This window comes from Muricoccus roseus (genome assembly GCF_900141905.1).
In the GTDB taxonomy this organism is placed as follows: Bacteria; Pseudomonadota; Alphaproteobacteria; order Acetobacterales; family Acetobacteraceae; genus Roseomonas; species Roseomonas rosea.
Genome location: NZ_FQZF01000002.1, coordinates 122,448 through 145,467 on the forward strand (window position 1 = coordinate 122,448; position 23,020 = coordinate 145,467).

Consider the following 23,020-nt stretch of genomic DNA (forward strand, 5'->3'; position numbering starts at 1 on the left):
GTTCAGCCCGGTTCGGCCTTGCCCCAGCGCTCGGTCACCACCGGGCTGTCCGGGGCATAGGCGAAGCAGGTGCCGATCATCCGGTTGCGTGCCGCCTCGGCGGCCTTCGGGTCGTCCATCTCCCGCTTGCGGCGGACGGGATAGATCGTCTGGAAGGCGACGGTGGCCATCTGGGCGAGCATTTCCCGCAGATGCGTGCAGCCATGCACCCCGCCGACCCGCTCCTTTACCGCGCGGGTGAAGCCGGGGCCGATCCGCACGCCCTCCAACGCCGCGAAGTTCGGCGCGACCTGGGGGCAGATCGCGTAGGGGGAGGAATCGGTCACGGCCTCGCAGGCCATGATGACGAGGTCCTCATCCACCGTCAGGCGGATCCACATGCCGTGCAGCGCCTCGCCGGGCTGGATGGTGCCGCGGTCCAGATTGGCGAAGGGATAGGTCTTGGTGTCCTCGAGATGCCCCTCGATGTCGAACAGCCCATCCGCGCGGCGGAAGCCGTGCATGGTGATGGCGCGCCGGTGGAGGGGTTCCCGGTCGGCAGGGGGTGAAAGCGGCATGGTGCAGCGCAGGATAGGCCCGGGCGCCCCCGGGGACCAGGGCGACGTCAGGCCGCGCCCTCGTCCCGCAGCAGCGCCTCGACGGCTTCCGCCGGCACATCCGCCGTGGTGAAGGCCTCGCCCGCGCCGCGCAGCAGGACGAAGCGCATCGCGCCGTCGCGCACCTTCTTGTCCTTGCGCATGCGGCCGAGAAGGGCCTCCGCCGAGAAGCCGCGGGGCAGGTCCTGGATACGGGCGGGCAGGCCGACGGCGGCCAGGTGCTCCATCACCCGGCCCGGCCATTCCTGGGCGCAATGGCCGAGGCGGGCGGAAAGGCTGGCCGCCAGGCCGAGGCCGACGGCCACCGCCTCCCCATGGAGAAGCGTGCCGTCATAGCCGCACTCGGCCTCGAGCGCGTGGGCGAAGGTATGGCCGAGATTGAGCAGGGCGCGGCCGCCCTCCGGGGCCTCCTCCCTCTCATCCGCCACCACCACCCCAGACTTCAGCCGGCAGGATTCCAGCACGGCATGGCGCAGCGCCTCGGGGTCGCCGGCCATGGCGGCGGGGCCGCAGGCCTCGCACCATTCCCAGAGCGGGCCCTGGAGCAGGCCGTGCTTCGCCACCTCGCCCCAGCCGGCGCGCAGCTCGCGGGCGGGCAGGGTGGCCAGGGTATCGGTATCGGCCAGCACGATGCGGGGCTGGTGGAAGGCGCCGGCCAGGTTCTTGCCGGCGCGCAGGTTCACCCCGGTCTTGCCGCCGACCGAGCTGTCCACCTGGGCCAGCAGGGTGGTGGGGATCTGCACGAAAGGCATGCCGCGCAGGGCCACGGCGGCCGCGAAGCCGGCCAGGTCGCCCACCACGCCGCCGCCCAGGGCGATCACGCTCGTCTTCCGGTCGGCGCCGGCGGCGAGGATTCCCTCCAGCACCTCCTCCAGCATGGAAAGGCGCTTTGAGCCCTCGCCCGGCGGCACCGTCACCTCGGCGCGGATGTCGAAGCCGCCTTCCTGCAGGCCGGCGCGCAACACGGGCAGGTGCAGCGCGGCCACGGAGGCGTCCGAGACGATGGCGACCCGGCGGGAGGGCAGGTGCGGCGAGAGCAGGCCGGCCGCGCGGGGCAGCAGGCCGCTGCCCACCACCACCTCATAGGCATTGGCGGAAAGGGCCACGGGCAGGCGGGCCGGACGCTGCCAGCCGGCGATCGCGCGCTCCGCGCGGATGGTGGTGACCTCCGGCGTGTCCTCGCCGCAATCGAGGGCGATGTCGGCTTCGGTATAGAAGGGGTAGCGGGCCTGCATCATGCCCCGCAGCACCTCCTCCGGATCACGTCCGATGAAAAGGGGGCGGTTGCTGCGGCCGGCGATGCGGCGCTTCAACACGGGAACATCCGCGCGGAGCCAGAGGGTGACAGCCCCGGCCTCCCGCAGGGCGCGGCGGGTGCGGGCATCGACATAGGCGCCGCCGCCGGTGGCCAGCACCACGGGCGGGCCGGCGGCGATGCGGGCGATCACCCGGCGCTCGCCGTCGCGGAAATGCGCCTCGCCATAGCGGGCGAAGATCTCGGCCACCGTCATGCCGGCGGCATTCTCGATCTCCGTGTCAGCATCGAGGAAGGGCAGGCCCAGCCGGGCGGCGAGCCGCCGGCCGATGGCGGATTTCCCGGCGCCGGGCATGCCGACCAGCACGATGCTGCGGCCCGGCGGCACGGGGCGCGGGGCGGCCGAGGGCGTGGCGAAGCCTTCCCCCGACGGTGCGGCGGGGAGGGGAGGGAACCCGTTCTGGGCCTCATCAGGGCCCGGTTGGGAAACGAGGGGATCGGCGAGGTTGCGTGACACGGCGCGCGACGCTAGCACAGCCCGGCCGCCGCGTCGTCCGGGCGGTCCGCCGGCTTTTACACCGGACGCCATGGGAAGCCGATCGCCTGATGTTCCGACGCCCTCTTCTGCTGCTCGTGCTGCTGCTGATCGGGGCCCTCGTGGCAGCGCTTCTGGCTGTCGGCGCCTTCCCCCCGGGGGTGACGCAGCAACCCGTGGAGCGGGTGCTGCCGAATGAGCGCTTCGGCACCCGCTGACCCGCTCGCCCTGACCCCCTGGCTCTGATCCGCGGCGCGTGAACCGGCATCTCGAGGCCTTCCTGGAGATGCTGGCGGCGGAACGCGGCGCCGCCCGCAACACCCTCGCCGCCTATCGCGCCGATCTGGAGGACGCGGCCGGCTTCGCCCAGCGCCGGGCCGGGGAGGCACCGGAGGCGATGAGCGCGGAGACGCTGCGCCGCTATGTCTCCGGCCTGACCGATGCCGGGCTTTCGCCGCGTACGGCGGCCCGCCGGCTTTCCGCCCTCCGCCAGTTCCACCGCTTCCTCGCGCGGGAAGGGGTGCGGGCCGACGACCCGACCGAGGCGCTGGACAGCCCGCGCAAGCCTGCCCTGCTGCCCCGCCCCCTGCAGGAGGAGGAGGTGGAGGCGCTGATCGCCGCCGCCGGCCGCCTGGCGGAGAAGCGGGCGCCGCTGGCCGTGGCCGTCTGCGAGCTTCTCTATTGCTCTGGCCTGCGGGCGAGCGAGCTGATCGAGCTGCCCGCCACCGCGCTGCGCGAGGATTCGCCCCTGGTCGTGGTCCGGGGCAAGGGCGGGAAGGAGCGGCTGGTTCCCATCAGCGCCCGGGCCCGCGCCGCCGCCCTGGCCGCCCGCGAGGCGAGCAAGGGGAAGGAGGGCTCGCGCTGGCTCTTTCCCTCCCGCGGGGCTTCGGGGCATCTGACGCGGCAAACGCTCAACAACCTGCTGAACGAGACGGCGCTGGCGGCGGGCCTCGACCCCGATCGCGTCTCGCCGCATGTGCTGCGGCACTCCTTCGCCTCCCACCTGCTCGGCCGGGGGGCGGACCTGCGGAGCCTGCAGGTGCTGCTCGGCCATGCCGATATCGCGACGACCCAGATCTACACCCATGTGCTGGAAGAGAGGCTGCGGGCCCTGGTGGAGGAGCACCACCCGCTCTCCGCCGCACGCGGCGCGGGGTGAGGATCAGCGGCCGCCCGTCATCGGAATGAGCGCGCCGGTCAGGTAGGCCGCCTCGCCGGAGAGCAGCCAGAGAATGGCCTCCGCGCATTCCTCCGCCGTGCCGACCCGGCCCATGGGGATGGTGGGCCCCAGCTTGGCCAGGCGGTCCCCCAGGCCGGCGGCGGCGTGGATCTCGGTGTCGATCAGCCCGGGGAGGATGGCGTTCACGCGGATGCCCTCGGGCGCCAGCTCCTTGGCCAGGCCGATGGTCAGGCTGTTCACCGCCCCCTTCGCGGCGGCATAGGCCGTCCACTGTCCAGGCCCGCCAATGGTGGCGGCGATGGAGGAGAGGTTCACGATCGCGCCGCCCGCGCCCCCCTGCCGGGTGGACATCCGGCGCAGCGCGGCCTGGGTGCAGAGGAAGGTGGCGGTGACGTTCACCTCCAGGATGCGGCGGATCGTGGCGGCATCGTACCCCTCCGTGCGGGTCGCCGGGCCGGTGATGCCGGCATTGTTCACCAGCCCGGTCAGGCGGCCGAAGGCGCGGTCGGTCTCGGCGAAGAGGGCCTCCACCTCCTCTTCCCGCGACACATCGGCCCGGACCATCGCCGCGCGGCCGCCGCCGGCGCGGATCTCCTCCACCACGGCGCGGGCGCGGTCCTCGCGCTCGGCGTAGTTCACCACCACCGCATGGCCCCGCCGCGCCGCCAGCCTGGCGGTGGCGGCGCCGATGCCGCGGCCCGAGCCCGTCACCACGATCACGCCCATTCCCGGTTCTCCCTATTCTACCTGAAGGCGCAGCTCGGCGATCAGCGGACGGACCTGGGCGATCTGTTCCGAGACGGCGAGGCGCAGTTCGGCGGGAGACGACCCGACCGGTTCCGCCCCGACCTCGGCCATGCGCCGCCGCACCTCCGGCTGGGCGGCCGCGGCCGCGATCTCCCGCTGCAGGCGGGCGATGATGGGCTCCGGCGTGCGGGCGGGGGCGAAGAAGCCGTTCCAGCCCCGCAACTCCATATTGGGAAAGCCCTGTTCCCGGACCGTGGGCACGTCCGGCAAGGCGGCGGAGCGTTGGGCGGCCAGCGTGGCCATGGGCTTCAGCGCGCCCCCGCGCACATGGGGCAGGGCGGTGGAAAGCTGATCCCCGCCGAACTGAATGCGGCCGGCCACCAATTCCTGCACGAGCGGCGCGGCGCCGCGAAAGGGCACATGCTCCAGGTTGATGGCCGCGTCCCGCTTCAGCACCTCCCCGGCCAGGTTCATGATGCTGCCCGGGCCGGTGGAGCCATAGAACAGGCCCGAGGGGGACGCCTTGGCATAGGCGACGAACTCCCGGAGGTCGCGCGCCGGCACGGCGGATGCCGCGACCAGCAGCATGGGCCCGTTGGCGGCCAGGGAGACGGGCGCGAAGTCCCGCTCGATATCATGCGGGGCGCGGTTCGCGAGCTGCAGCGCGGCCGTGGTGGAGGTGAAGGTCAGGTTGTGGAAGAGGAGGGTGTGCCCGTCCGGCGCGGCCTTCGCGACCACATCGGCGCCCACGGAGCCGCCCGCACCCCCGCGGTTCTCGACCACGACGGCCTGGCCCAGCCCCTCCGTCATCCGCTGGGCGAAGAGGCGCGCGAGCATGTCCGTCGTGCCGCCGGCGGGGAAGGGGACGACGACGCGGATCGGGCGGTCGGGGAAGGTACCCTGGGCGCGGGCGATATGGGGAAGGCTGAGCGCGGCGAGGCTGGCGCCGAGCAGCGATTGGCGCCGGGTCAGGGCAGGCATGGCGGTCCTCCGGGTGTTCCGTCCGTGTATCCGGGCGGTTACCGGGGGAGCGTAGAGCGGTTCGGGCCAGCGCCGGAACGGAATGCTGGCTTGGCATGGCGCCGGTGGCAGCGCATTTCCGTGATCCGGGCGGGCGGCTGGCGCGGCGCGCCGCCCTGCGCTAATCCCCCCGCGCCCCCGGACCGGACCCCTTGATGCGTCACTTCCTGGATTTCGAGAAGCCGATTGCCGAGCTGGAAGGCCAGATCGAGGAGCTGCGCCGCACGACCGATGCGGGCGGCATCGACGTGGCCGACGAGATCGGCAAGCTGCGCGACAAGGCTGAGAAGCTGCTGGCGAGCACCTATGCCAAGCTCACCCCGTGGCAAAAGGCGCAGGTGGCGCGCCATCCGGACCGGCCGAAGTGCCTCGCCTATATCGCCGGGCTCATCGAGGACTTCACGCCGTTGGCGGGCGACCGCGCCTTCGCCGATGACCAGGCGATGGTGGGCGGGCTCGGGCGCTTCCGTGGGCAGCCGGTGATGGTGCTGGGCATCGAGAAGGGCTCGGATACCGAAAGCCGCATCAAGCATAACTTCGGCAGCCCGCGGCCGGAGGGCTACCGTAAGGCCCGCCGGCTGATCGAGCTGGCCGGACGCTTCAACCTGCCCATCCTCTCCTTCGTGGACACGGCCGGCGCTTTCCCGGGCGTGGAGGCCGAGGCGCGTGGCCAGGCGGAGGCCATTGCCCGCTCCATCGAGGCCGGGCTGGACGCGCCGGTGCCCTTCATCGCCACGATCATCGGCGAGGGGGGATCCGGTGGCGCCATCGCGATCGCGGCGGCGGACCGCGTGCTGATGCTGGAGCACTCGATCTACAGCGTGATCAGCCCCGAGGGCTGCGCGAGCATCCTGTGGCGTGACGCGGGCCAGGCCGCGACCGCCGCCGAGGCGCTGCGCCTGACCGCCGAGGACCTGAAGAAGCTGAACCTGGTGGATACGGTGGTGCCCGAACCGATGGGCGGCGCGCATCGCGAGCCCACCGGGATGGTGGAGAAGGTGGGCGACCGGATTGAGGCCTGCCTCACCCCGCTCCTCGCGCTGGACGGCGCGACGCTGCGGGCCCGCCGCCGCGAGAAGTTCCTGGAGATGGGCCGGACCGGCCTGGTCTGAGAGCAGCGGCTCCGAACCAACGGAGAGGTGAGCGGCTTGGCCTGATGCGGCAGCCTCAGGCGCTGCTCAGCGATAGTAGTGGCGGTGATACGATCGGTGCGGCGGGCGGTGATAATAGCCGCGGCCGCGGTAATGGCGCCGGTCGCTGCGCGCGCTGCTGGCGATGGCCGCCCCCGCAATGGCGCCGACCACACCCGCCGCGACGGCTGTTCCGACCTGGGCGTTCTGCTGCTGCTGATACGCCTCCGCATTCGCGGCGGGGGCAAGGGCCTGGTAGTCCTGGCAGGCTTCCGCGATGCCCTGCTGGCAGGCATAGGCCGCGCTGTTGGCCTGCTGCTGGTAGGGGCCCGCAGGGCCGGGCGCACAGGCCGCGAGACTGCTGGCGGTGAGCAGGGCGGCGAGGCGGAAGGCGACGCGGGGCGGCATGGCGCGGCTGTTCCTGGCGCAGTGGCGGAAAGGGAACGTCCCGGCCAGGGCAAGGTTCCGAAAGGCGTGCGGGCCGGCGCGGCGAGGCACCGGCCCGCCTGCCGTTCAGGCCTTGGTGCGCTTGCTGTACTTGCGCAGGTCGAAGAGCGCGCTGTCGATATAGCTGCGCAGGAGCTCGCGCTCCTCTTCGTCCTGGGTCTCCTCGATATAGGTCATGATCTTGCGAACGGTCGCGGGGAAGCTGTGGGCCGCGAGCTTCGCTTCCAGCACCGCCAACTCCGACTGGGAGGTCTGGAAGGTCTGGAACTCCTTCTTCTCCTCCTCGGTCAGCTTCGAGGCGATGTCCTCCGGCAGGGTCATGGACCGGCGCGAGACGCTGCCGACGACCTTGGCCGAGCCCCGCTTCTTCTCCGCATCATAGCTGGTGCGGATGAGTTGGATGGCCTTGTCGCGAACTCGGAAATGCATGGAAATCCTCCACTTAGCTTTCCGTGAAGTGACAATATACTGTCAGAGTGCCTCGGTGTCACGCATGGTGATCAGTCGAGGTCATCTTCCTCCGGCGCTGGGGACTGAGCGCCATCTTCCACGGGAGGGCCGAAGTGCTCGATGACCTCTTGCACCGTCAGCGGCTTCAGCTTGAGGCGTCGTGACGGGTCCATGGCTGAGACGGCATCCGCGAAGGCCGCGGGGTCGCGATAATTGGCCTCCTGGAAGATGTCCGGCCCGTACTCCCACCAGCGCGAGGCGAGCAGTCGTGCTGTCACCTCCTCGGGGAAGCGCCAGCGGATCAGCCGCGCGGGAACACCGCCAACGATGCTGTAGGGCGGCACGTCGCGCGTCACGATCGCGCCGGCCGCGATGACGGAGCCGGTGCCGATGCGAATGCCCCGGGCAAGCCGGGCATCCTCGCCGATCCAGACGTCATGTTCGATCGTCGGCCCGGGGCCCATCAGGCCGGGCGGCTTCTCACCCTCGAAACGGCCCGCATTGAAGTCCTGATGCGCGGCGACAAAGGAGGCGTAGCCACGCCGGGGGTCGCAGTCATAGGTGATGGAGGAGGTGGTGGCCCATTCGATCGGGTGGCGCTGCCGCAGGATTTTCACCCCACGGGCGATGGAGCAGTAACGGCCGATCCGAACGGACTCCGTGAAGCCGGTATTGGAATAGGAGAAGGCCCCCATGTCGAAGAGGCGCTCGCCGTCGGGGTAGCAGGCATAGGGCTCGATCTTGGCCCGGGCGGGGATGAAGACCTGCTTGACCCCCCGGAAGGGGCGAGCGGCGCGCCCCATGAAGATCCGCCGCTCCTGGAGCCAGCGACGCGCCTCGGCATCCAGGCGCAGCGTGAGCCCGCGCTTGTCGTTCCGGAGGACCGAGGTCATCGTCGGCTGCTCGCTCGGCTCAGGCGTCGAGCGCCATGACCTCTTCGGCCGGAAGTGCCTCCGAGCGGTGGGGTTCGGCCACCACCGTCTTCGCGCCCACCTGGCGCAGCGGAATGTTCCAGGTCTCCCCGTAGCGCTCCCGAAGGAAGAACTCGGGCTGCGCCGGGCACTTGAACTCCTGGCCGTAGAACATGATACGGCCGAAGGGCAGCACCGCGGCGCGCGGGACATCCCGCATGCGCAGGCCCTGCATATGCATATGGACGCGCTCCCCATCGAGGTCGATCAGGGGGAAGATGTCCATGCGCTTGCGCTCCCTGGGTGCGCGCATCTTCATGAAACCGTTGGCATTCAGGTTGATCGTGAGCCCGCGAGCCTGGAGGGTCGCGACGATCTGCTTCATTTCCTTCACAGCGTCGGGCAGGTTGCGCGACTTCATCAGTAGCGCGGTGTCGACGTCGTCGTCATGCGGGATGAAGCGCTTGTCCCGATAGGCGCCGAGGAAGGTGCCGTAGCAGATGGCGAACTCGTAGCCCAGCTCGGCGAAGATGCCCTCGATCTCGCGGATGGAGCCCACATACTTGTCCGACTGCTGGTGCAGCAGGGCGCCCGAGAGGCCGTGGCTGCGGATCATGATCGGCGAAAGGGAGAGGTCGCCCGTGACCTTCTCGTAGGTGGAGGATACGTAGTCGTCGACGATGCGCACGCGCTCCTGCGTCTGCGTGAAGCGCTGATTCTCCCGCAACTTGCTGTTGGAGACGTGTTGCTCGCGCAGGAACTCGTCGGCGTAGATCACAGCGACCGCGCGGGTCTCGTCCTCCGTGCCCGTGGGCATGTTGCGATCGTTGCCGCGGTGGAGAAGCTGTTCCAGCAGCGGGGCCGCCTTGGCGAGGCAGGCCGGAAGATGCTCCAGCGGCGCGGTATCGGTAATGGCGAGGATCTCCTGGATCACGCGGAGCCGGAGGCTTTCCATCTCGCTGAGGTCAGGCTGTGCTTCGTCACGCAGGCCCTGGCCGAGCGCCTTGTACAAGGCGGTCGCGGAAGCGGTGGCGCGCTTGGCGGGTCCGGCCAGCCCGGCTTGGATGCCCCATTCGCGCAGGGCCTTCCCGGCTTCCGCAAAGGATTCGGCCCGCTGCAGCAGCAGGCCGGGGGCCGTGTTGTCATAGGTGCGGCCGAGGCCCGTCTCGTCCTCATACTCCACGCGGAGTGCGAGGTTGCGAGCGGCGAGGCTGCCGCGCTCGTTCCGGATGGCAACAGCCTCGATGCGCTGCGGGGCGCGGAAGGTCACCTGCCAGAAGGGGAAGGGCACCTCCTGGGTGACGATGCCGACCTTGGACTGGAGAACGGCTTCGGGTGTCGAGGAGGACTTCTCGGGCGGTGACATGGAGAAGCGCGCGCGGGTGAGGTCCAGCGGCTGCTCGCTCACCAACTCGATGCCGCGCAGCGTGAGCGCCCGCACCTCCGGCAGATAGATCTTGAGCCGTTTCACCATGGCGTTCAGCGGCACGATCAGCTGCTTGTCATCGAAGTGAACAAGGCCGGGCAGGGTGCGGCGGATGAGCTCGAGACGGGAGGACCGGGAAAGACCGGCTTTGTAGCTCATGCTGCGTTCGACTCCGGATCGTTCTGCGGCGGGAGAGGGGTGGGCTAAGCCCGCCCGCCCAGGATGGCGAGGATGCTGATGGGCTGGGCGTGGCCGGCAAGGATCTCCTGCACGGCCTCCAGCAGGGGCGTGTCGGGTCCGCCGGCACGGCGGTGCAGGGTCGTGACCGCGCGCGACCCCTCCGCAAGGAAGCCGGAGCGGTTCGGGTCGATCGGGATGCCCTTGCCCATCATGAAGCCCAGGGTGCGGTTGCGGCTGGTGTCGCAAAGCCCGGTCAGCAGCGTATCGCCCAGGCCGCAATGGCAGAGCAGGGCGCTGGAGTCATAACCCAGGCGCCGCAGGATGATGCTGATCTCCTTCACGATCCGGGAGATCAGCAGGAAGGTCGTGTTTTCCGTCAGCCCCATGGAGGCGACCAGGCCGAGCACCACCGCATAAACGTTCTTGATCGCACTGACCGCGTCCACCGCCTCGGCCGAGGCGCAGTGGTCGAGGTCCACGGGCAGGCCACGGAACAGGTCCTGCACGACCTGGCGCGCGGATTCCGAACTGGTGCCGCAGGTGAGGCCGGACCATTCGGCGTTGAACAGCGGCCGTGCGAAAGTGGGGCCCTTCAGGGCGACGTAGCGCACGCCGGGCAGGCGCTGTGCGAACAGGCCGGCGAAGGTGAAGGTTTGGTCGTGCAGCCCCTTCACGAGGTTAATGACGATAGCATCCGGCGGCAGGTCGCGCTCGAAGCGGGCGACATAGTCGTCCATCTGCTTTGCGGGGAAAGCTAGGCAGACCACATCCGCCGACAGGGCGGGCTCGAGCCGGCTGGTGGCCGAAACCGTGTTCGGCAGGGCGTGGCCTGGGAAATAGTTGCGGTTCTCGCCCTCCGCATTGATGGCGGAGGCCTGCTCCTCGGTGCGGCAGCAGAGGGTGACCGCATGGCCCCCACGCGCGAGGGAGACGCCGACAGCCGTCCCGAACGCGCCGGCGCCGATGACCGTCACGCTCGCCTTGCGCGGCGTCGCGTGGCCTTCCGTGAGTACGGCGGCGCTGGGCTGCTCGAACGCCATGTCAGGCGATGATCGAGGCGGGCTGAGCAAGCATCTGCTTGATGGCGGTGCTCGAGACGCCTTCGGTCCGCGGCAAATAGACGACCTCGCAGATCTCGCGGAAATGGTCGAACCGGCCGGCCCAGTCATGGCCCATCACAAGGACGTCCGCCCGGTAGTGTCGGAGGTAATCGGCCTTCAGCTCGAGGCTCTCCTCGACAAACACCTCATCCACGTCCCGGAGCGCGGAGACGATGGCCATGCGCTCCTCCTGGCAGATCGCCGGGGCTATGCCCTTTTTGGAGAAGTTCAGTGCGTCCGACGAAACGCCGACCGTCAGGCTCGTGCCGAGCGCGCGCGCGCGCTGGATGATGCGGAGATGGCCTATATGAAACAGATCATAGGTGCCGAACGTGATAACCCGCCGCTCGAAGCCCGGCATGGACCCACCCTCGCTGTCACGCAGCGGTCATAAGACTGAAACCGATTGCGGTGCAACAAAGATGTGCGCCGGTGCCCAGGACAGGGGGATGACGATGTTGGAGAGAAGGAGTCTTCTTGGTTCCGCGATTCTGCTCGCCTTGGGCGGCTCCTCGCGAGAACTGTCCGCTTCCGCGACGGCGAGCCAGTCCTTCACGGTTCCTCCCTCACGAATATTTGCGCATCGCGGCTTCGGCACGAACGGCGCGCCCAATGCCCTCTCGCCCGAGAACACCCTGGCTGCCTTCCGCCGGGCCGCGTCCCTGGGCGTGGCCGGGCTGGAGACGGATATTCAGGCTACGCGCGATGGCGTGCCGGTCCTGATGCACGATGCGACGGTGGACCGCACGACGGATGGTGAGGGTGCGGTCAGGGAGCTGTCAGCGGCCCAGATCGCCTCGCTGAACGCGGCCGGCCGCTTCGGGCCCGGTGCCCCAGCCGAGCCGGTGCCGAGCCTGGCCTCCTATTTCGCCTTGTGCCGGGAACTGGGGATGGTCGCCTTGCCCGAGCTGAAGGCCGCCCGCCGCCCTGAGGAGGTCGCGCGGATTCTGACCCTGGCCGAGGAGGCGGGAATGGCGGACCGGGTCGTCTGGTCCTCCCGCCGGCTGCGGACGCTGGAAATCGTCGCGGAGATGCGGGGCGGCCGGAGCCGGCTGGCGCTGATCCGCAACGATCTTCGAGATTTCGGCACCTTTCTCCAGCTGCCCGGGGAGAAGATGCTGCTGCTGCGGGCCACCGCCCTGCTGCAGGGGCGGGTGGAAGCGAAGGAGGTGACAGGGGCCGGTGTGTCCCTCGCGGCCTGGACGGTGAACCAGTCCGAGGTAGCCCGGCGGTTGATCGACGGGGGATGCGATTTCATCCTGGCGGATGGTCCGGTTTGAGCTTGCCTTGACGCGCCGGGGCGGCCTCGCGACCCTGGCGTATGGCGGCCCGATCGCTCGAATTCCGGCATCTCGAGGTGCTGCGCGCCCTCATGCGCACGGGCACGGCGACCGGCGCCGGGGCCCTGCTGGGCGTTTCGCAGCCCGCTATCAGCCGGCTGCTGGCCCAGGCAGAGGCGCGGGCGGGCTTCCCCCTGTTCGAGCGGGTGCGGGGCCGGCTGGTGCCGACCGTGCTTGCCCATGCCCTGCATGAGGAAGCGGAGCGGGTTTTCATCGGGATCGACGAGATATCGGCCCTGACCGAGCGGCTGCGGCGCCGGGCGCCGCGCCGGGTGCTGATCGCCTCCATTCCGGTCCTCACCCTCTCCGTCCTGCCCCTTGCGGCCCGCGCCTGGCGGGAGGCGCGACGCCCCGAGGCGCTGGCGATCCATTCCCGCACCGTCGGTGGGGTGCTGGGCATGGTGGCCTCTCGTCAGGCCGATCTCGGCCTCAGCACCAATGTGCCGGCGGTGCCGGGGGTGCGCTCGGCGGTGCTCGCCCGGGGCCGGGCCTTCTGCGCCATGACGGCCGGCCACCGGCTCGCCGCGCTGGAGGTGGTCCGCGCCGGAGACCTGGACGGCGAGGCCTATATCGCCCTGTCGCGGGAGGAGGGGCGCCAGGCGCTGGTGGACGCCGCGCTGGAGGGCAGCGGCGCGCGGCCCCTGGAAATTGCCGAGTGCCGGATGACCAGCGGTGCCGCCGCCATGGCGGCCGCCGGGGCCGGGGTGACGGTGGTGGATGCCTTCGGGGCCGCTCCCTTTCTCGGCGCCGGACTGGTGCTCCGGCCCTTCGAGCCGGCGGTCACGGTCGAGTACCGGCTGCTCTGGGCGGAGGAGGCGCCGGACAGCTTCGGCCGGTCGATCCTCATCCAGGGCGTCCGCACCGCGGCGCGGGCGGTGACGGCGGAGGTGGCCCGGCATCTGCGCGGGCCATAAGTCACCCCCTGGTTCCATGACGATTTGATATGGGGTGTGGGGCGGGCACGGATGCAAGGCTCTTCGCCACATGACCGACGCCCCTTTCGCCCCCGGATTCGTCGAGCGCCCCTATTGGTGGGATGCCGCGCCGCCACCGGTGCCCCCCGTGCTTCCCCTGCCGGACCAGGTGGAGGTCGCGATCATCGGCGGTGGCATCGCCGGGCTTTCCACCGCGATCGAGCTGGGCCGCAACGGGGTGCCCGCCCTGGTGCTGGACCGGGAGGCGATCGGCTGGGGGGCATCGTCCCGCAACGGGGGCGCGCTGAGCGGGGCGGGCAGCCTGGGCAAGGTGCGGAGCGACCTCGCCGAGGCCTTCGGCAAGGAATACGTCGCCGAGCTGATGGAGGAGGGTGAGCAGGCCTTCGAGAGCTTCGAGGCTTTCGTCACGCGGGAAGGGTTGGACTGCGACTATGCGCGCTGCGGCCGCTTCGTGGGCGCCCATGCCCCGCGCGCGCTGGATGTGTTGAAGCGCCGGATCGAGATGATCAACGCCGCCGGCACGGAGGAGGCCTTCTTCGTGCCGCGCGAGCGCGTGGCCGAGGAGATCGCGACCGAGCGGTTCTACGGCGGCATGATGCTGCGGCGCGCCGGCTCCCTGCATCCGGGCAAGTATGTGCGCTCCCTCGCCGCCGCGGCGGAGCGGCATGGCGCGACCCTTCGGGGTGGTGTGGAGATGCGCGGCTATCGCCGTGAGGCGGATGGTGGCTTCGTGCTGGAGACGAGTCAGGGGCGCCTGCGCGCGCGGAAGCTGATGATCGCCACCAATGGCTATACGGGTGGCGCGACACCCTGGCATCGCCGGCGGCTCATCCCGGTGGCGAGCTATATGATTGCGACCGAGGCAATCGGCGAGGAGCGCGTGCGGCGCGTGCTGCCGAAGCTGCGGGTGTATGGTGATACGAAGAAGGTCCTCTACTACTTCCGTCCCTCGCCCGACCACACGCGCATCCTGTTCGGTGGGCGCGCGAGCTTCGTGAATGCGGATACGCGGCGGTCCGGCGCGACGCTTCACCGCTTCCTGACGGATCTGATCCCGGATCTCGCGGATGTGCGGATCACCCATTCCTGGAAAGGCAATGTCGCCTTCGCCTTCGACATGATGCCGCATCTCGGCGAGCATGAGGGTGTGCATTTCGCCATGGCTTGCAACGGCAGCGGCGTGGTGACCATGACCCATCTCGGCCAGGCCGTCGCGCAGACCATGCTTGGCGGCGCAAACCGGCCCTCCGCCTTCGCGCGCCTCACCTTCCCGACACGGCCCCTCTACACCGGGCACCCCTGGTTCCTGCCCCTGGTCGGCCTTTCCTACCAGCTCCGCGACCGGCTCGATGGCTGGCGCGTGCCCCGAAAGGATTCGGCGTGATGGGCCAGCACCCCTATTTCGCGCCGCAGGAATTCGCGACGCGGCTGGCGCGGCTGAAGGAGCGCCTGCACGCCTCCGGCGTCGATGCCGCGCTGTTCGACGAGATCGAGGCGATGACCTGGATCTCAGGCTTCGGCAGTTCCGCCAACCGTTGGCGCTGCGTCGTCATTCCGCTGGAGGCGGAACCCCTCTTCCTCATCCGTGCGCTGGATGCCTCCGTGTGCCGGCAGCGGAGCTGGATCACGGATGTGCCGACCTTCCGCGACTGGGAGGACCCTGTCCCCGTGCTCGCCGAGAGCCTGCGCGCACGCGGCCTAGCCGAGGCCACGATCGGGCTGGATTTCGACAGCTACGGCACCTCCATCGCCCGCATGGCCGCGCTGAAGGGGGCGCTGCCCAGGGCACGCTTCGTGAATATCGGGGCGATGGTCGCGGAGCTGCGGCTGATCAAGTCGCCGGCCGAGATCGAGCTGCTGCGTCGCGCGGCGGCCATCGCGGACGAGGCGCTGCGGCGCGCGGCGACGGTCTGCGTGCCGGGCGGGACGCAGCGCGAGGCGGCGAAGGTCGCGCAGCAGACCTTCGTGGAGATGGGCGGCGATCCCTACCGGCCAGGACCGATCACGGCGGGACGCGGCTGGGACTTCCTGCACGGCCATCTCGGGGACGAGCCACTTTCCGCCGGTGATGTCGTGCATATCGAGCTGACGCCGCGGATCCATGGCTATTCGTCCCGCGTTATGCGCTGCGTGGTGCTGGGCGAGCCGGAGCCGGAGCGCCTGCGCGCGACGGAAATCCTGGCGGAGCTGCAGGACCGGCAGATCGCCGCCATGATTCCGGGAGCCCTTGCCGAGGATGTGGACGCGATCCTGCGGGACGGCGTGATCCGCGCCGGGCTGCGCGAGAGCTATGACAACATCACCGGCTACACTCTTGGCCTCTACGGTGATGCGGGGCCGCGCACGAGCGACTTCACGCGCATCCTCCATCCCGGTGCGACCTGGCGGCTTGAGCCGGGAATGGTCTTTCATGTCTATGCCTCGGCGGGCGGTGCGGCACTGAGCGAGTCCGTGCTCATCACGGAGACCGGCCCCGAGCTGCTGACGCATCTGCCGCGCACGCTGCTGATCAACCGATAGGAAGAACTTGCATGTTCGAAGTCGTCGAGACCGGAATCGTCAAGTCCAAGGGGCCGATCAACGGCACGGTGAAGAAGGGCAACCTTGTCCTGACCGCGCAGGTACCGAAGGACCCTGAAACCGGTGCCATCATCCCCGGTGATATCGAGACCCAGACCCGCCGCACCCTGTCGAACCTCAAGATGGCGATCGAGGCCGCGGGCGGCACGCTGGCGGATGTGATGCTCTGCCAGATCTATCTGGTAGAGCCGGGCGATGCGGCCGGGATGAACGCGGTCTATCGCGAGTTCTTCCAGGAGCCCTATCCCTGCCGGGCGACGGTGGTGGTGAAGGAGCTGCTCGCCCCGGGCATGCGGATCGAGCTCATCGCGACGGCGCAGCTCGGCTGATGGGCGCCGGGCGGGTCATCATCCTCGGCGCGGGGGTGGCGGGGCTTTCGACGGCCTTGCCGCTGCTGCGTGCCGGGCGCGAGGTGACGGTGATCGACCCGCTCGGGCCGGCCGGTGGCGCCTCCTTCGGCAATGCCGGCCTGCTGAGTGCCGATACGGCGGTGCCCATCGCGCTCCCGGGGATGCTGCGCAAGGTGCCGGGGTGGCTGACGGATCCGCTCGGGCCCCTCGTGGTGCGCCCGGGCTACCTGCCCAAGGCAGCACCTTGGCTCGCCCGCTGGATCCGTGCCGGGCGCATGGAGCGTGTCCACGCGATCTCGGACGCCATGCGCGCGCTGCACACGCCCGCCTTCGACGACTGGCGCGAGCTGCTGGGCGCGGAGGGATATTCCGAGCTCATCCGCCGTAGCGGGCAGGTGCAGATCTGGGACGATCCGGAGGAAACGCCCGGCGCCGCGCTGGAGCGCGGGCTGCGCGAGCGCCTGGGCATCCGGGCGGAGGTGCTGGGGCAGGACGAAATCCGGCAGTTCTTCCCCGGTATCGCGCGGCACGTCTCGCGCGGCGTGCTGATCCCCGGCAATGGCCATACGATCAGCCCGCCGCGCGCGGTTCGCCGCCTGGGCGAGCTGTTCCAGGCGGGCGGCGGCACCATCCTGCCGGAACGCGCCATGAAGCTGATCCCGCGCGAGGGCGGCGGCTGGATGGTGATGACCAACACCGCCAACCACCTGGCGGAGCAGGTGGTGGTCGCCGGCGGCGCCTGGTCGCGGCTGCTGCTGGACCCGCTCGGCATCCGCGTGCCGTTGGAGACGGAGCGTGGCTACCACCTGATGCTGCCCGATCCGAGCATCACCCCGAAGCTCCCCATTCTCTACAAATCCGGCAATTTCGGGGTGACACCGATGGCCGAGGGGCTGCGCGTCGCGGGCACCGTGGAGATCGCCGGGCTGGATGCGGCGCCGGACGAGCGGCGCGCGCAGCAGCTTCTCCGCCAGCTTCGCGGGCTCTTCCCCGAGATTCAGGGTGGCGAGCCGCGGCTCTGGATGGGCTATCGTCCCTCCACGCCGGACAGTCTTCCGGTGCTGGGGCCGGTGCCCTCGCATCCTGGCCTGCATCTCTGCTTCGGCCATGGCCATTTCGGCATGACCGGCGGTCCGCCCAGCGGAAGGCTGGTAGCCGGCACGATTCTTGGAGACACGCCGCGCATCGACATGGCTCCCTATGCCATCACCCGATTCCACTGACACCATTCCTGCCAGAAAAGAGGGGCGACGCATGACCGACCTGATCCGCCTGAACAGGCGCCTGCTGCTGGGCACCGCGCTTGCGGCACCCGCGCTGATCTCGCGCCCCGCGCGCGCGGCCGGCGAGGTGATCGTCCGCACGCCCGGCGGCACCTATGACGACGTGATGCGCCGCCATGTCTACGAGCCCTTCACGCGGGAGACGGGCATCGTCGTGCGGCCCGTCGCGGCCACCGCCTCCAAGCTGATCGCCATGTTCCGCGCCAACAACGTGGAACTGGACCTGATCGACACGGGTGACGGCCAGCTCCTCACCCTTGAGCGCATGGGGGCGCTCGCGCCGATCGCCTATGACAAGTGGAAGTGGTCCAAGGCCGAGGACATCATCCCCGAGGTCCGCAACGAGCGCCGCGTGGCCAACTTCGTCTATTGCACCGTGCTGGCCTACAACAAGGACCACTTCGCGGGCGGTGCCCCGAATTCCTGGGCCGAGTTCTGGGATGCCGGGAAGTTCCCGGGGCCGCGCATGCTGGCCGACATGGCCTCCGGCTCGCCCAATCTCGAATTCGCGCTGCTGGCTGACGGCGTGCCGAAGGACCGGATCTATCCCATCGACGTGGACCGCGCGCTGAAGTCGCTCGACCGCATCCGTCCGCAGATCCGCCGTTTCTGGGATACGGGCGCGATGTCCGCCCAGATGCTGTCGGACAAGGAAGTGGTCGCCGGGTCCATCTGGAACGGCCGCCTGCAGGTGCTGATCGATCGTGGGGCCCCGCTCGCCTATACCTGGAACGAGCACATGATCCAGGTGCAGGCGCTGGGCGTGTTCAAGGACGCGCAGAACGCGCAGGGCGCGCAGCTCCTCATCGACTACATGCTGCAGCCCGAGGTGCAGGCGAAGTATTCGAAGGATCTGATCTACGGGCCGACGAACAACCGCGCCTTCCCACTGCTGACCGAGGAGGAGCGCGCCCGCGCCCCCGGCAGCCCGACCTCCCGGCAGACCGGCTTCTTTCAGAACAGCGTCTGGTGGGAGGACAACCGGGACCGCGTAAACCGCACCTGGTCGCGTTGGGTCCAGCGGTGACGGAGGGTTCCGTCGCCCTGGAGGGCGTGACCAAGCGCTATGGCACGGAGACGGTGGTGGCGGGCGTTTCGCTCGCCATCGCCCCCGGCGAGTTCTTCACCCTGCTCGGCCCTTCGGGCAGCGGGAAGACGACCACCCTCTCCATGCTCGCCGGCTTCGTCATGGCCGATGAGGGGCGCGTGATGCTGGGCGGGCAGGATATGACCCACGTGCCGCCGCGCGGGCGGGGGCTCGGCATGGTGTTCCAGAACTACGCCATCTTCCCGCATCTGAACGTGGCGGAGAACGTCGCCTTTCCGCTGACGGTGAAGCGCGCGCCCAAGGCCGAGATCGCGGCGCGGGTGGCGGAGGCGTTGGAGATGGTGAAGCTGACGGGCTTCGAGACGCGCTATGCGCGCCAGCTCTCGGGCGGCCAGCAGCAGCGCGTGGCCCTGGCCCGCGCCATCGTCGCGCATCCCCGCATCGTCCTGATGGACGAGCCGCTGGGCGCGCTGGACAAGAACCTGCGCTACCACATGCAGGTTGAGATCAAGGAGATTTCCCGCCGCCTGGGGATGACGGTGATCTACGTCACCCATGACCAGGAGGAGGCGCTGACCATGTCCGACCGCATCGCCATCATGGAGCGCGGCCGGATCGCGCAGATGGGACCGCCGCGCGAGGTCTACGAGAATCCGGACTCCAGCTTCGTGGCCGCCTTCCTGGGCGAGGCGAACCTGTTGCCGGCGCGCCGCGACGGCCAGGCCGTCGCAGGCCCGGGCGGGGCACGCTTTCAGGCTGGGGCGGGGGCGCTGGCGTCGGCCGAAGGGCTGCTCTTCATCCGGCCGGAGAAGGTGACCATTTCCGCCGCGGCGGCTGGAGAGGGGGCGAACACGCTGCCCGGCCAGGTCCGCCATACCTCCTTCCTCGGCAATGTCGTGCGCTATGCCGTGGAGGTGCCGGAAGGCGCGGTGGTGCTCTGCGATGCCGCGAACGGAGCCGGCGCCGTCCTGCATGCGCCGGGCGACCCGGTGCGCCTGAACTGGCGCGCCGAGGATTGCCGGCTGCTGGCGGCCTGACGCCGTGCCGCTGAAGATCCGCGCGGCCTTCCTGCTGCTGCTGCCCTCGCTGGCGCTTCTGCTGGCCCTCTTCCTCGTGCCGATCGGCTGGTTCCTCTGGTCCTCCATCGCGGAGCTCGGCTCCTGGGCGGAGATCATGGAGGAGGCGGAGGCGGTGCTCCTCTCCGGCGCGGTGGGCGGGGCGCTGCTAAACACGGGGTGGGTCGGGCTGGTGGTGACGGTGCTGACCCTGGTGATCGGCTATCCCGTCTCCTACGCGCTCTCCCGTGCGCGGGGGGCGGCCTTCACGGCCATCCTCCTCTGCATCGTGCTCCCCTATTTCACCAGCACGATCGTGCGCACCTATGCCTGGATGGTGCTGCTGGGGCGCAACGGGCTGATCAACCAGATCCTGCTTGGGCTCGGGCTGGTGAGCGAGCCGGTGAACCTTCTCTACAACCGCACCGGCGTCATCATCGGGATGACCTATGTGCTGCTGCCCTACATGGTCCTCACCCTCTATGCCGCGATGAAGGCGGTGGATCCGCGGCTGATGCAGGCGGCGGAGGGGATGGGGGCCTCGCCGGCCACCGTGTTCCGGCGCGTCTTCATGCCGCTGACCCTGCATGGCGTGGTCGCCGGGGTGCTGATCACCTTCATCCTCGCGATCGGCTTCTTCATCACCCCCGCGCTCATGGGCGGCCCTGGGGACATCATGGTGGCCATGCTGATCGAGCGGGAGGTGGAGCTGACGCAGAACTGGCCCGCTGCGGCGATGATGACGGTGGTGCTGCTGGCCGTCACCCTCTCCCTCTACGCCGTCTACAGCCGCTTCGCGGAACCCGGGGAGGCGGTGCGATGATGGGCCCCGTGCTGCGCGCCACGCTGCTGCGGGCGCTGGTGGTGCTGCTCTGCTTCGGGCTGCTGGCGCCCATTGTGATCGTCGCCATCGCCTCCTTCTCCGGCGACGGCTATCTGAAGTTCCCGCCGGAGAGTTTCTCCACCCGCTGGTACGAACGCTTCCTTGGCGACCCGCGCTGGCGCCAGGCGATTGCCAATTCGCTGATGATCGGCGTGCTGGCCTCGTTTCTTTCGACCATGCTGGGCTTCCTGGCGGCCTATGCAATGGTCCGGGGCCAGTTCCCGTTCAAGCGGGTGATCGCGGCCCTGCTGCTGACCCCGGTGATCGTGCCGCATGTCATCACCGCGGTGGCCATCTACTTCCTCTCGGCCCGGCTGGGCCTGGTGGGCGCGCGGCCCTGGATCGCGGTGGCGCATTCGGTGGTGGCGCTGCCCGTGGTGCTGGTGATCCTTCAATCCGCGCTGCGGACGGTGGATCCCGCGCTGGAACGGGCGGCCATGGTCTTCGGCTGCACGCGCTGGGGCGTGTTCCGCCGGGTGGTGCTGCCCCTTGCCTTGCCCGGCGTGGTCTCGGCGGCGCTCTTTTCTTTTCTCACCTCCTTCGATGAGTTGGTGATCTCCATCTTCCTCGCCGGGTTCCGCTCGGAGACCCTGCCGGTGCGGATCTGGAACAGCCTGCTCCTGGAGGTGGAGCCCACCATCGCCGCCGTCTCCACGCTTCTGATCGCGGTGACGACCCTGGCGCTGGCCATCGACGCGCTGCTGCGGCGCCTGCGCGGCGGGGGTGGCCTGCCGGCGCGGTGAAGGGGTCAGGCGCGGATCAGCGCCGTCTCCAGGCGCTCGGCGTAGCGGTCCGCGGCGGCCCTGGCTCTCCCGGCCTCTATCGGGTTCCAGCCGAAGGCATCCGCCGCCATGCGGTGGTAGCCCAGCTGGAAGGCGAGGTAGCAGGGGAGCAGGAAGGCCAGCAGCGTCGCCTCCCGGCCCAGGGCGGCGAGGAGGCCGTGGCCCTCCTCCTCCGTCAGTCCGAGTTCGACCACCGCACCGGCAACGTCCCAGGTGATGTCCTGGCAGCCGACGAGGTCATGGGCCGCGGCATGGTCCACGGCATCCGCTTTCAGCAGCCTGCCGCCGGGCAGGGCCAGCCATTCCCAGCGATGCATCCGGTTGTCGGTCCAGCAGCGTCGCATGCCGGCTTCCAACTGCGGCAGCTTCGGCTCCCAAAACTCCAGCCGTGCCGCCGCCGTTTCCCCCAGGGCCTCGGCCGTATTCGTGCGCGCCATGGCCCAGAGGCTTTGGGCCGAGGCGCCGGTACCTGCGGTGGCAGGCATCTCGCGCGCGCGCAGGGCGAGGTAGCGCCGGATGTGGGCGAGGAGGGCGGCCCGGTCGGCTTTGGCCGGGTCCAGCGGCTTCGCCTGCTCCATCCAGCGCTCCGCGAGGAATCCGTGCAGCAGGCCCGCCACCTCCGGCGTGAAGCCGGCTGCATGGAGTTGCCGCGCCCGCGCCGTCGCCGCCTCGCCCGTGGCGCCGAGGCCTACGAATTTCAGCAGCCAGGTGCCGCTCCGGCTGTGGAACAGGAACTTCCGGCGCTCGAGGAAGGGGTGGATCGGCGGCCACTCGGCCGCGTCGGGAAAGCGGCGCGCGCGCCAGGCACCAGCGGAGATTTCCTCCATCGGCTGCACGGCTGGGCCCAGCAGCGCGGCGGCCCAGCGTTCCAGGCGGTGCTCCGCTCGTGGCGTGTCCAGCACGAGCCGCTCGAAGCTGGCGGGATGGCGCGCGACCTGGGCCCAGCGCGCCCGGTCTCGCGGGGGCGCCTGCGGCCCGGGCTCGCCGCCATGGCCGGGAAGAAGGTGGATCCGCTCCAGCGGCACGCCGCCTTCCTGCAGGAAGGCCATGGCGGCCCCGAAGCTGCTGCCGGAGAGGCCCGGCCCTTCATCCACCACCGCATATCGCGTGCAGGGCCCTGCGAGGATCGTGCTGGCCAGCGTGTCCTCGACCGCCACTTCGCGCTGGAAGGGGTGCCCCACCGGACGCAGCGTATGGGGCACCGGCGCCCCGCGCGCAGCGGCGACCATCGCGGCCAGGGTGGTCCCGATCGAGCGCAGGCCGATCACCCGCAGCGGGTCCTTCGCCGGAAGCGCGAGCGCCGCCTCGGCATAGGCTTCGGGATAGAGGGCGTAGAAGGCAAAACCCTCAGCGCGCTTGCTCTCGATCCGGGAGGGGAGGGCGGTTGCCTCCAGCGCGCGGATCCTCTCCTGCGGCAGCGGCAGGGGGGCGGCGAAGCCGGATTTCCAGGAGTCCCAGACCCCGCGAGCCAGGGTTGCCAGCAGCGCCATGGCGGCGTCAGCCCGGGGCGAGGCGGCGTCCCGGCCGCACTCGGCGAAATCGGCATCGGCCAGGCCCTGGGCAAGCTCCCCCGCCTCGATCAGGGCGCCGACCAGGGCCGCATGGCGTGCCAAGCCGGGGGGCAGGCCCTGGAGCTGGCGGAGTGCTTCCGCCAGGGCGGCCAGCTTGGCGGCCGGCGCCTCGCGTCGGGGCTGGTCGCCATAGACGATCACGGCGAAGCCTCGGCGGAACTGCCCCGCCCAGGAAAAAGCGCCTTCACGGGACGGCTTGCGCCAGGGTGGCCGGAA

At 70.1% G+C, this 23,020-nt stretch carries 24 protein-coding genes; 13 read left to right on the forward strand and 11 right to left on the reverse strand.

Annotated elements, in window-relative coordinates; translation table 11 throughout:
* Positions 1-2: 2 nt before the first annotated feature.
* Positions 3-557 carry a DUF2889 domain-containing protein gene (locus BUB97_RS00595; protein WP_073130189.1) on the reverse strand — a complete coding sequence of 185 codons (555 nt, stop codon included), beginning with the start codon at positions 555-557 and terminating at the stop codon, positions 3-5.
* Between the two features lie 47 nt (positions 558-604).
* Entirely contained in the window at positions 605-2,239 is a 1,635-nt protein-coding gene (gene aroB, locus BUB97_RS00600; protein WP_073130191.1) for a 3-dehydroquinate synthase, read from the reverse strand.
* Between the two features lie 218 nt (positions 2,240-2,457).
* Here aroB and BUB97_RS26080 point away from each other — a divergent pair, with 218 nt between their 5' ends.
* Positions 2,458-2,604, forward strand: coding sequence for a hypothetical protein (locus BUB97_RS26080; protein WP_175562525.1), 147 nt, complete (start codon positions 2,458-2,460; stop codon positions 2,602-2,604).
* A gap of 38 nt (positions 2,605-2,642) precedes the next feature.
* Positions 2,643-3,545 carry a tyrosine recombinase gene (locus BUB97_RS00605; protein WP_073130194.1) on the forward strand — a complete coding sequence of 301 codons (903 nt, stop codon included), beginning with the start codon at positions 2,643-2,645 and terminating at the stop codon, positions 3,543-3,545.
* Positions 3,546-3,548: 3 nt separating this feature from the next.
* On the opposite strand, the gene BUB97_RS00610 is transcribed toward BUB97_RS00605, so the two are convergent.
* Positions 3,549-4,292 (reverse strand): SDR family oxidoreductase, encoded by a 744-nt coding sequence (locus tag BUB97_RS00610; RefSeq protein ID WP_073130197.1) that lies wholly within the window; start codon positions 4,290-4,292, stop codon positions 3,549-3,551.
* 12 nt (positions 4,293-4,304) lie between these two features.
* Complete coding sequence (locus tag BUB97_RS00615) at positions 4,305-5,294, reverse strand: Bug family tripartite tricarboxylate transporter substrate binding protein (RefSeq protein WP_073130200.1); 990 nt, start codon at positions 5,292-5,294, stop codon at positions 4,305-4,307.
* A 194-nt stretch (positions 5,295-5,488) separates the two neighbouring features.
* Between BUB97_RS00615 and BUB97_RS00620 the strand changes: the two genes are divergently transcribed.
* On the forward strand, positions 5,489-6,445 hold the full coding sequence (locus BUB97_RS00620; RefSeq protein WP_073130203.1) for an acetyl-CoA carboxylase carboxyltransferase subunit alpha: 957 nt from the start codon (positions 5,489-5,491) through the stop codon (positions 6,443-6,445).
* A gap of 66 nt (positions 6,446-6,511) precedes the next feature.
* On the opposite strand, the gene BUB97_RS00625 is transcribed toward BUB97_RS00620, so the two are convergent.
* The 6 genes from BUB97_RS00625 to BUB97_RS00650 all read right to left on the reverse strand — a co-directional run bounded on the left by BUB97_RS00625 (position 6,512) and on the right by BUB97_RS00650 (position 11,338).
* Positions 6,512-6,871, reverse strand: coding sequence for a hypothetical protein (locus BUB97_RS00625; RefSeq protein WP_073130205.1), 360 nt, complete (start codon positions 6,869-6,871; stop codon positions 6,512-6,514).
* A 105-nt stretch (positions 6,872-6,976) separates the two neighbouring features.
* Positions 6,977-7,339, reverse strand: coding sequence for a hypothetical protein (locus BUB97_RS00630; RefSeq protein ID WP_073130208.1), 363 nt, complete (start codon positions 7,337-7,339; stop codon positions 6,977-6,979).
* A 71-nt stretch (positions 7,340-7,410) separates the two neighbouring features.
* A complete protein-coding gene (locus tag BUB97_RS00635) occupies positions 7,411-8,253 on the reverse strand; it encodes a CatB-related O-acetyltransferase (RefSeq protein WP_073130211.1) in 843 nt (280 codons plus the stop codon).
* A 19-nt stretch (positions 8,254-8,272) separates the two neighbouring features.
* A complete protein-coding gene (locus tag BUB97_RS00640) occupies positions 8,273-9,856 on the reverse strand; it encodes a LicD family protein (protein ID WP_073130214.1) in 1,584 nt (527 codons plus the stop codon).
* A gap of 44 nt (positions 9,857-9,900) precedes the next feature.
* The gene (locus tag BUB97_RS00645; RefSeq protein ID WP_073130217.1) at positions 9,901-10,917 is read right to left on the reverse strand and encodes an NAD(P)H-dependent glycerol-3-phosphate dehydrogenase; all 1,017 of its coding nucleotides are present in this window, start codon (positions 10,915-10,917) and stop codon (positions 9,901-9,903) included.
* Position 10,918: 1 nt separating this feature from the next.
* Positions 10,919-11,338, reverse strand: a complete 420-nt coding sequence (locus tag BUB97_RS00650; protein ID WP_073130220.1) for an FAD synthase family protein — start codon at positions 11,336-11,338, stop codon at positions 10,919-10,921.
* Positions 11,339-11,477: 139 nt separating this feature from the next.
* On the opposite strand from BUB97_RS00650, the gene BUB97_RS00655 reads away from it, so the two are divergent.
* The 10 genes from BUB97_RS00655 to BUB97_RS00700 all read left to right on the forward strand — a co-directional run bounded on the left by BUB97_RS00655 (position 11,478) and on the right by BUB97_RS00700 (position 21,194).
* Positions 11,478-12,257, forward strand: coding sequence for a glycerophosphodiester phosphodiesterase (locus BUB97_RS00655; protein ID WP_073130222.1), 780 nt, complete (start codon positions 11,478-11,480; stop codon positions 12,255-12,257).
* Between the two features lie 41 nt (positions 12,258-12,298).
* Positions 12,299-13,231: a LysR substrate-binding domain-containing protein gene (locus BUB97_RS00660; protein ID WP_073130225.1), complete on the forward strand. Its 933-nt coding sequence runs from the start codon at positions 12,299-12,301 to the stop codon at positions 13,229-13,231.
* A 70-nt stretch (positions 13,232-13,301) separates the two neighbouring features.
* Entirely contained in the window at positions 13,302-14,636 is a 1,335-nt protein-coding gene (locus BUB97_RS00665; RefSeq protein ID WP_073130228.1) for an NAD(P)/FAD-dependent oxidoreductase, read from the forward strand.
* Positions 14,636-15,772 carry a M24 family metallopeptidase gene (locus BUB97_RS00670; protein WP_073130231.1) on the forward strand — a complete coding sequence of 379 codons (1,137 nt, stop codon included), beginning with the start codon at positions 14,636-14,638 and terminating at the stop codon, positions 15,770-15,772. The genes BUB97_RS00665 and BUB97_RS00670 overlap by 1 nt, the downstream gene beginning before the upstream one ends.
* Before the next feature lie 11 nt (positions 15,773-15,783).
* Positions 15,784-16,161 carry a RidA family protein gene (locus tag BUB97_RS00675; protein WP_073130234.1) on the forward strand — a complete coding sequence of 126 codons (378 nt, stop codon included), beginning with the start codon at positions 15,784-15,786 and terminating at the stop codon, positions 16,159-16,161.
* Positions 16,161-17,405 (forward strand): NAD(P)/FAD-dependent oxidoreductase, encoded by a 1,245-nt coding sequence (locus BUB97_RS00680; RefSeq protein WP_073130237.1) that lies wholly within the window; start codon positions 16,161-16,163, stop codon positions 17,403-17,405. Before BUB97_RS00675 ends, BUB97_RS00680 begins: the two co-directional genes overlap by 1 nt.
* A 31-nt stretch (positions 17,406-17,436) precedes the next feature.
* Positions 17,437-18,492, forward strand: coding sequence for an ABC transporter substrate-binding protein (locus BUB97_RS00685; protein WP_073130240.1), 1,056 nt, complete (start codon positions 17,437-17,439; stop codon positions 18,490-18,492).
* Positions 18,489-19,550, forward strand: coding sequence for an ABC transporter ATP-binding protein (locus BUB97_RS00690; protein WP_086061815.1), 1,062 nt, complete (start codon positions 18,489-18,491; stop codon positions 19,548-19,550). The genes BUB97_RS00685 and BUB97_RS00690 overlap by 4 nt, the downstream gene beginning before the upstream one ends.
* Before the next feature lie 4 nt (positions 19,551-19,554).
* The gene (locus BUB97_RS00695; RefSeq protein WP_086061775.1) at positions 19,555-20,391 is read left to right on the forward strand and encodes an ABC transporter permease; all 837 of its coding nucleotides are present in this window, start codon (positions 19,555-19,557) and stop codon (positions 20,389-20,391) included.
* Positions 20,388-21,194: an ABC transporter permease gene (locus BUB97_RS00700; RefSeq protein WP_086061776.1), complete on the forward strand. Its 807-nt coding sequence runs from the start codon at positions 20,388-20,390 to the stop codon at positions 21,192-21,194. The genes BUB97_RS00695 and BUB97_RS00700 overlap by 4 nt, the downstream gene beginning before the upstream one ends.
* 5 nt (positions 21,195-21,199) lie before the next feature.
* On the opposite strand, the gene BUB97_RS00705 is transcribed toward BUB97_RS00700, so the two are convergent.
* Complete coding sequence (locus tag BUB97_RS00705; RefSeq protein ID WP_073130246.1) at positions 21,200-22,945, reverse strand: hypothetical protein; 1,746 nt, start codon at positions 22,943-22,945, stop codon at positions 21,200-21,202.
* Positions 22,946-23,020: the final 75 nt, after the last annotated feature.

What these genes read in the sequence shown, in the direction of transcription:
- BUB97_RS00595 (WP_073130189.1), bottom strand. Translation starts at nt 557, where the DNA reads ATGCCGCTTTCACCCCCTGCCGACCGGGAACCCCTCCACCGGCGCGCC.
- BUB97_RS26080 (WP_175562525.1), top strand. Translation starts at nt 2,458, where the DNA reads ATGTTCCGACGCCCTCTTCTGCTGCTCGTGCTGCTGCTGATCGGGGCC.
- BUB97_RS00610 (WP_073130197.1), bottom strand. Translation starts at nt 4,292, where the DNA reads ATGGGCGTGATCGTGGTGACGGGCTCGGGCCGCGGCATCGGCGCCGCC.
- BUB97_RS00615 (WP_073130200.1), bottom strand. Translation starts at nt 5,294, where the DNA reads ATGCCTGCCCTGACCCGGCGCCAATCGCTGCTCGGCGCCAGCCTCGCC.
- BUB97_RS00620 (WP_073130203.1), top strand. Translation starts at nt 5,489, where the DNA reads ATGCGTCACTTCCTGGATTTCGAGAAGCCGATTGCCGAGCTGGAAGGC.
- BUB97_RS00625 (WP_073130205.1), bottom strand. Translation starts at nt 6,871, where the DNA reads ATGCCGCCCCGCGTCGCCTTCCGCCTCGCCGCCCTGCTCACCGCCAGC.
- BUB97_RS00630 (WP_073130208.1), bottom strand. Translation starts at nt 7,339, where the DNA reads ATGCATTTCCGAGTTCGCGACAAGGCCATCCAACTCATCCGCACCAGC.
- BUB97_RS00635 (WP_073130211.1), bottom strand. Translation starts at nt 8,253, where the DNA reads ATGACCTCGGTCCTCCGGAACGACAAGCGCGGGCTCACGCTGCGCCTG.
- BUB97_RS00640 (WP_073130214.1), bottom strand. Translation starts at nt 9,856, where the DNA reads ATGAGCTACAAAGCCGGTCTTTCCCGGTCCTCCCGTCTCGAGCTCATC.
- BUB97_RS00645 (WP_073130217.1), bottom strand. Translation starts at nt 10,917, where the DNA reads ATGGCGTTCGAGCAGCCCAGCGCCGCCGTACTCACGGAAGGCCACGCG.
- BUB97_RS00650 (WP_073130220.1), bottom strand. Translation starts at nt 11,338, where the DNA reads ATGCCGGGCTTCGAGCGGCGGGTTATCACGTTCGGCACCTATGATCTG.
- BUB97_RS00660 (WP_073130225.1), top strand. Translation starts at nt 12,299, where the DNA reads ATGGCGGCCCGATCGCTCGAATTCCGGCATCTCGAGGTGCTGCGCGCC.
- BUB97_RS00665 (WP_073130228.1), top strand. Translation starts at nt 13,302, where the DNA reads ATGACCGACGCCCCTTTCGCCCCCGGATTCGTCGAGCGCCCCTATTGG.
- BUB97_RS00670 (WP_073130231.1), top strand. Translation starts at nt 14,636, where the DNA reads ATGGGCCAGCACCCCTATTTCGCGCCGCAGGAATTCGCGACGCGGCTG.
- BUB97_RS00675 (WP_073130234.1), top strand. Translation starts at nt 15,784, where the DNA reads ATGTTCGAAGTCGTCGAGACCGGAATCGTCAAGTCCAAGGGGCCGATC.
- BUB97_RS00680 (WP_073130237.1), top strand. Translation starts at nt 16,161, where the DNA reads ATGGGCGCCGGGCGGGTCATCATCCTCGGCGCGGGGGTGGCGGGGCTT.
- BUB97_RS00685 (WP_073130240.1), top strand. Translation starts at nt 17,437, where the DNA reads ATGACCGACCTGATCCGCCTGAACAGGCGCCTGCTGCTGGGCACCGCG.
- BUB97_RS00700 (WP_086061776.1), top strand. Translation starts at nt 20,388, where the DNA reads ATGATGGGCCCCGTGCTGCGCGCCACGCTGCTGCGGGCGCTGGTGGTG.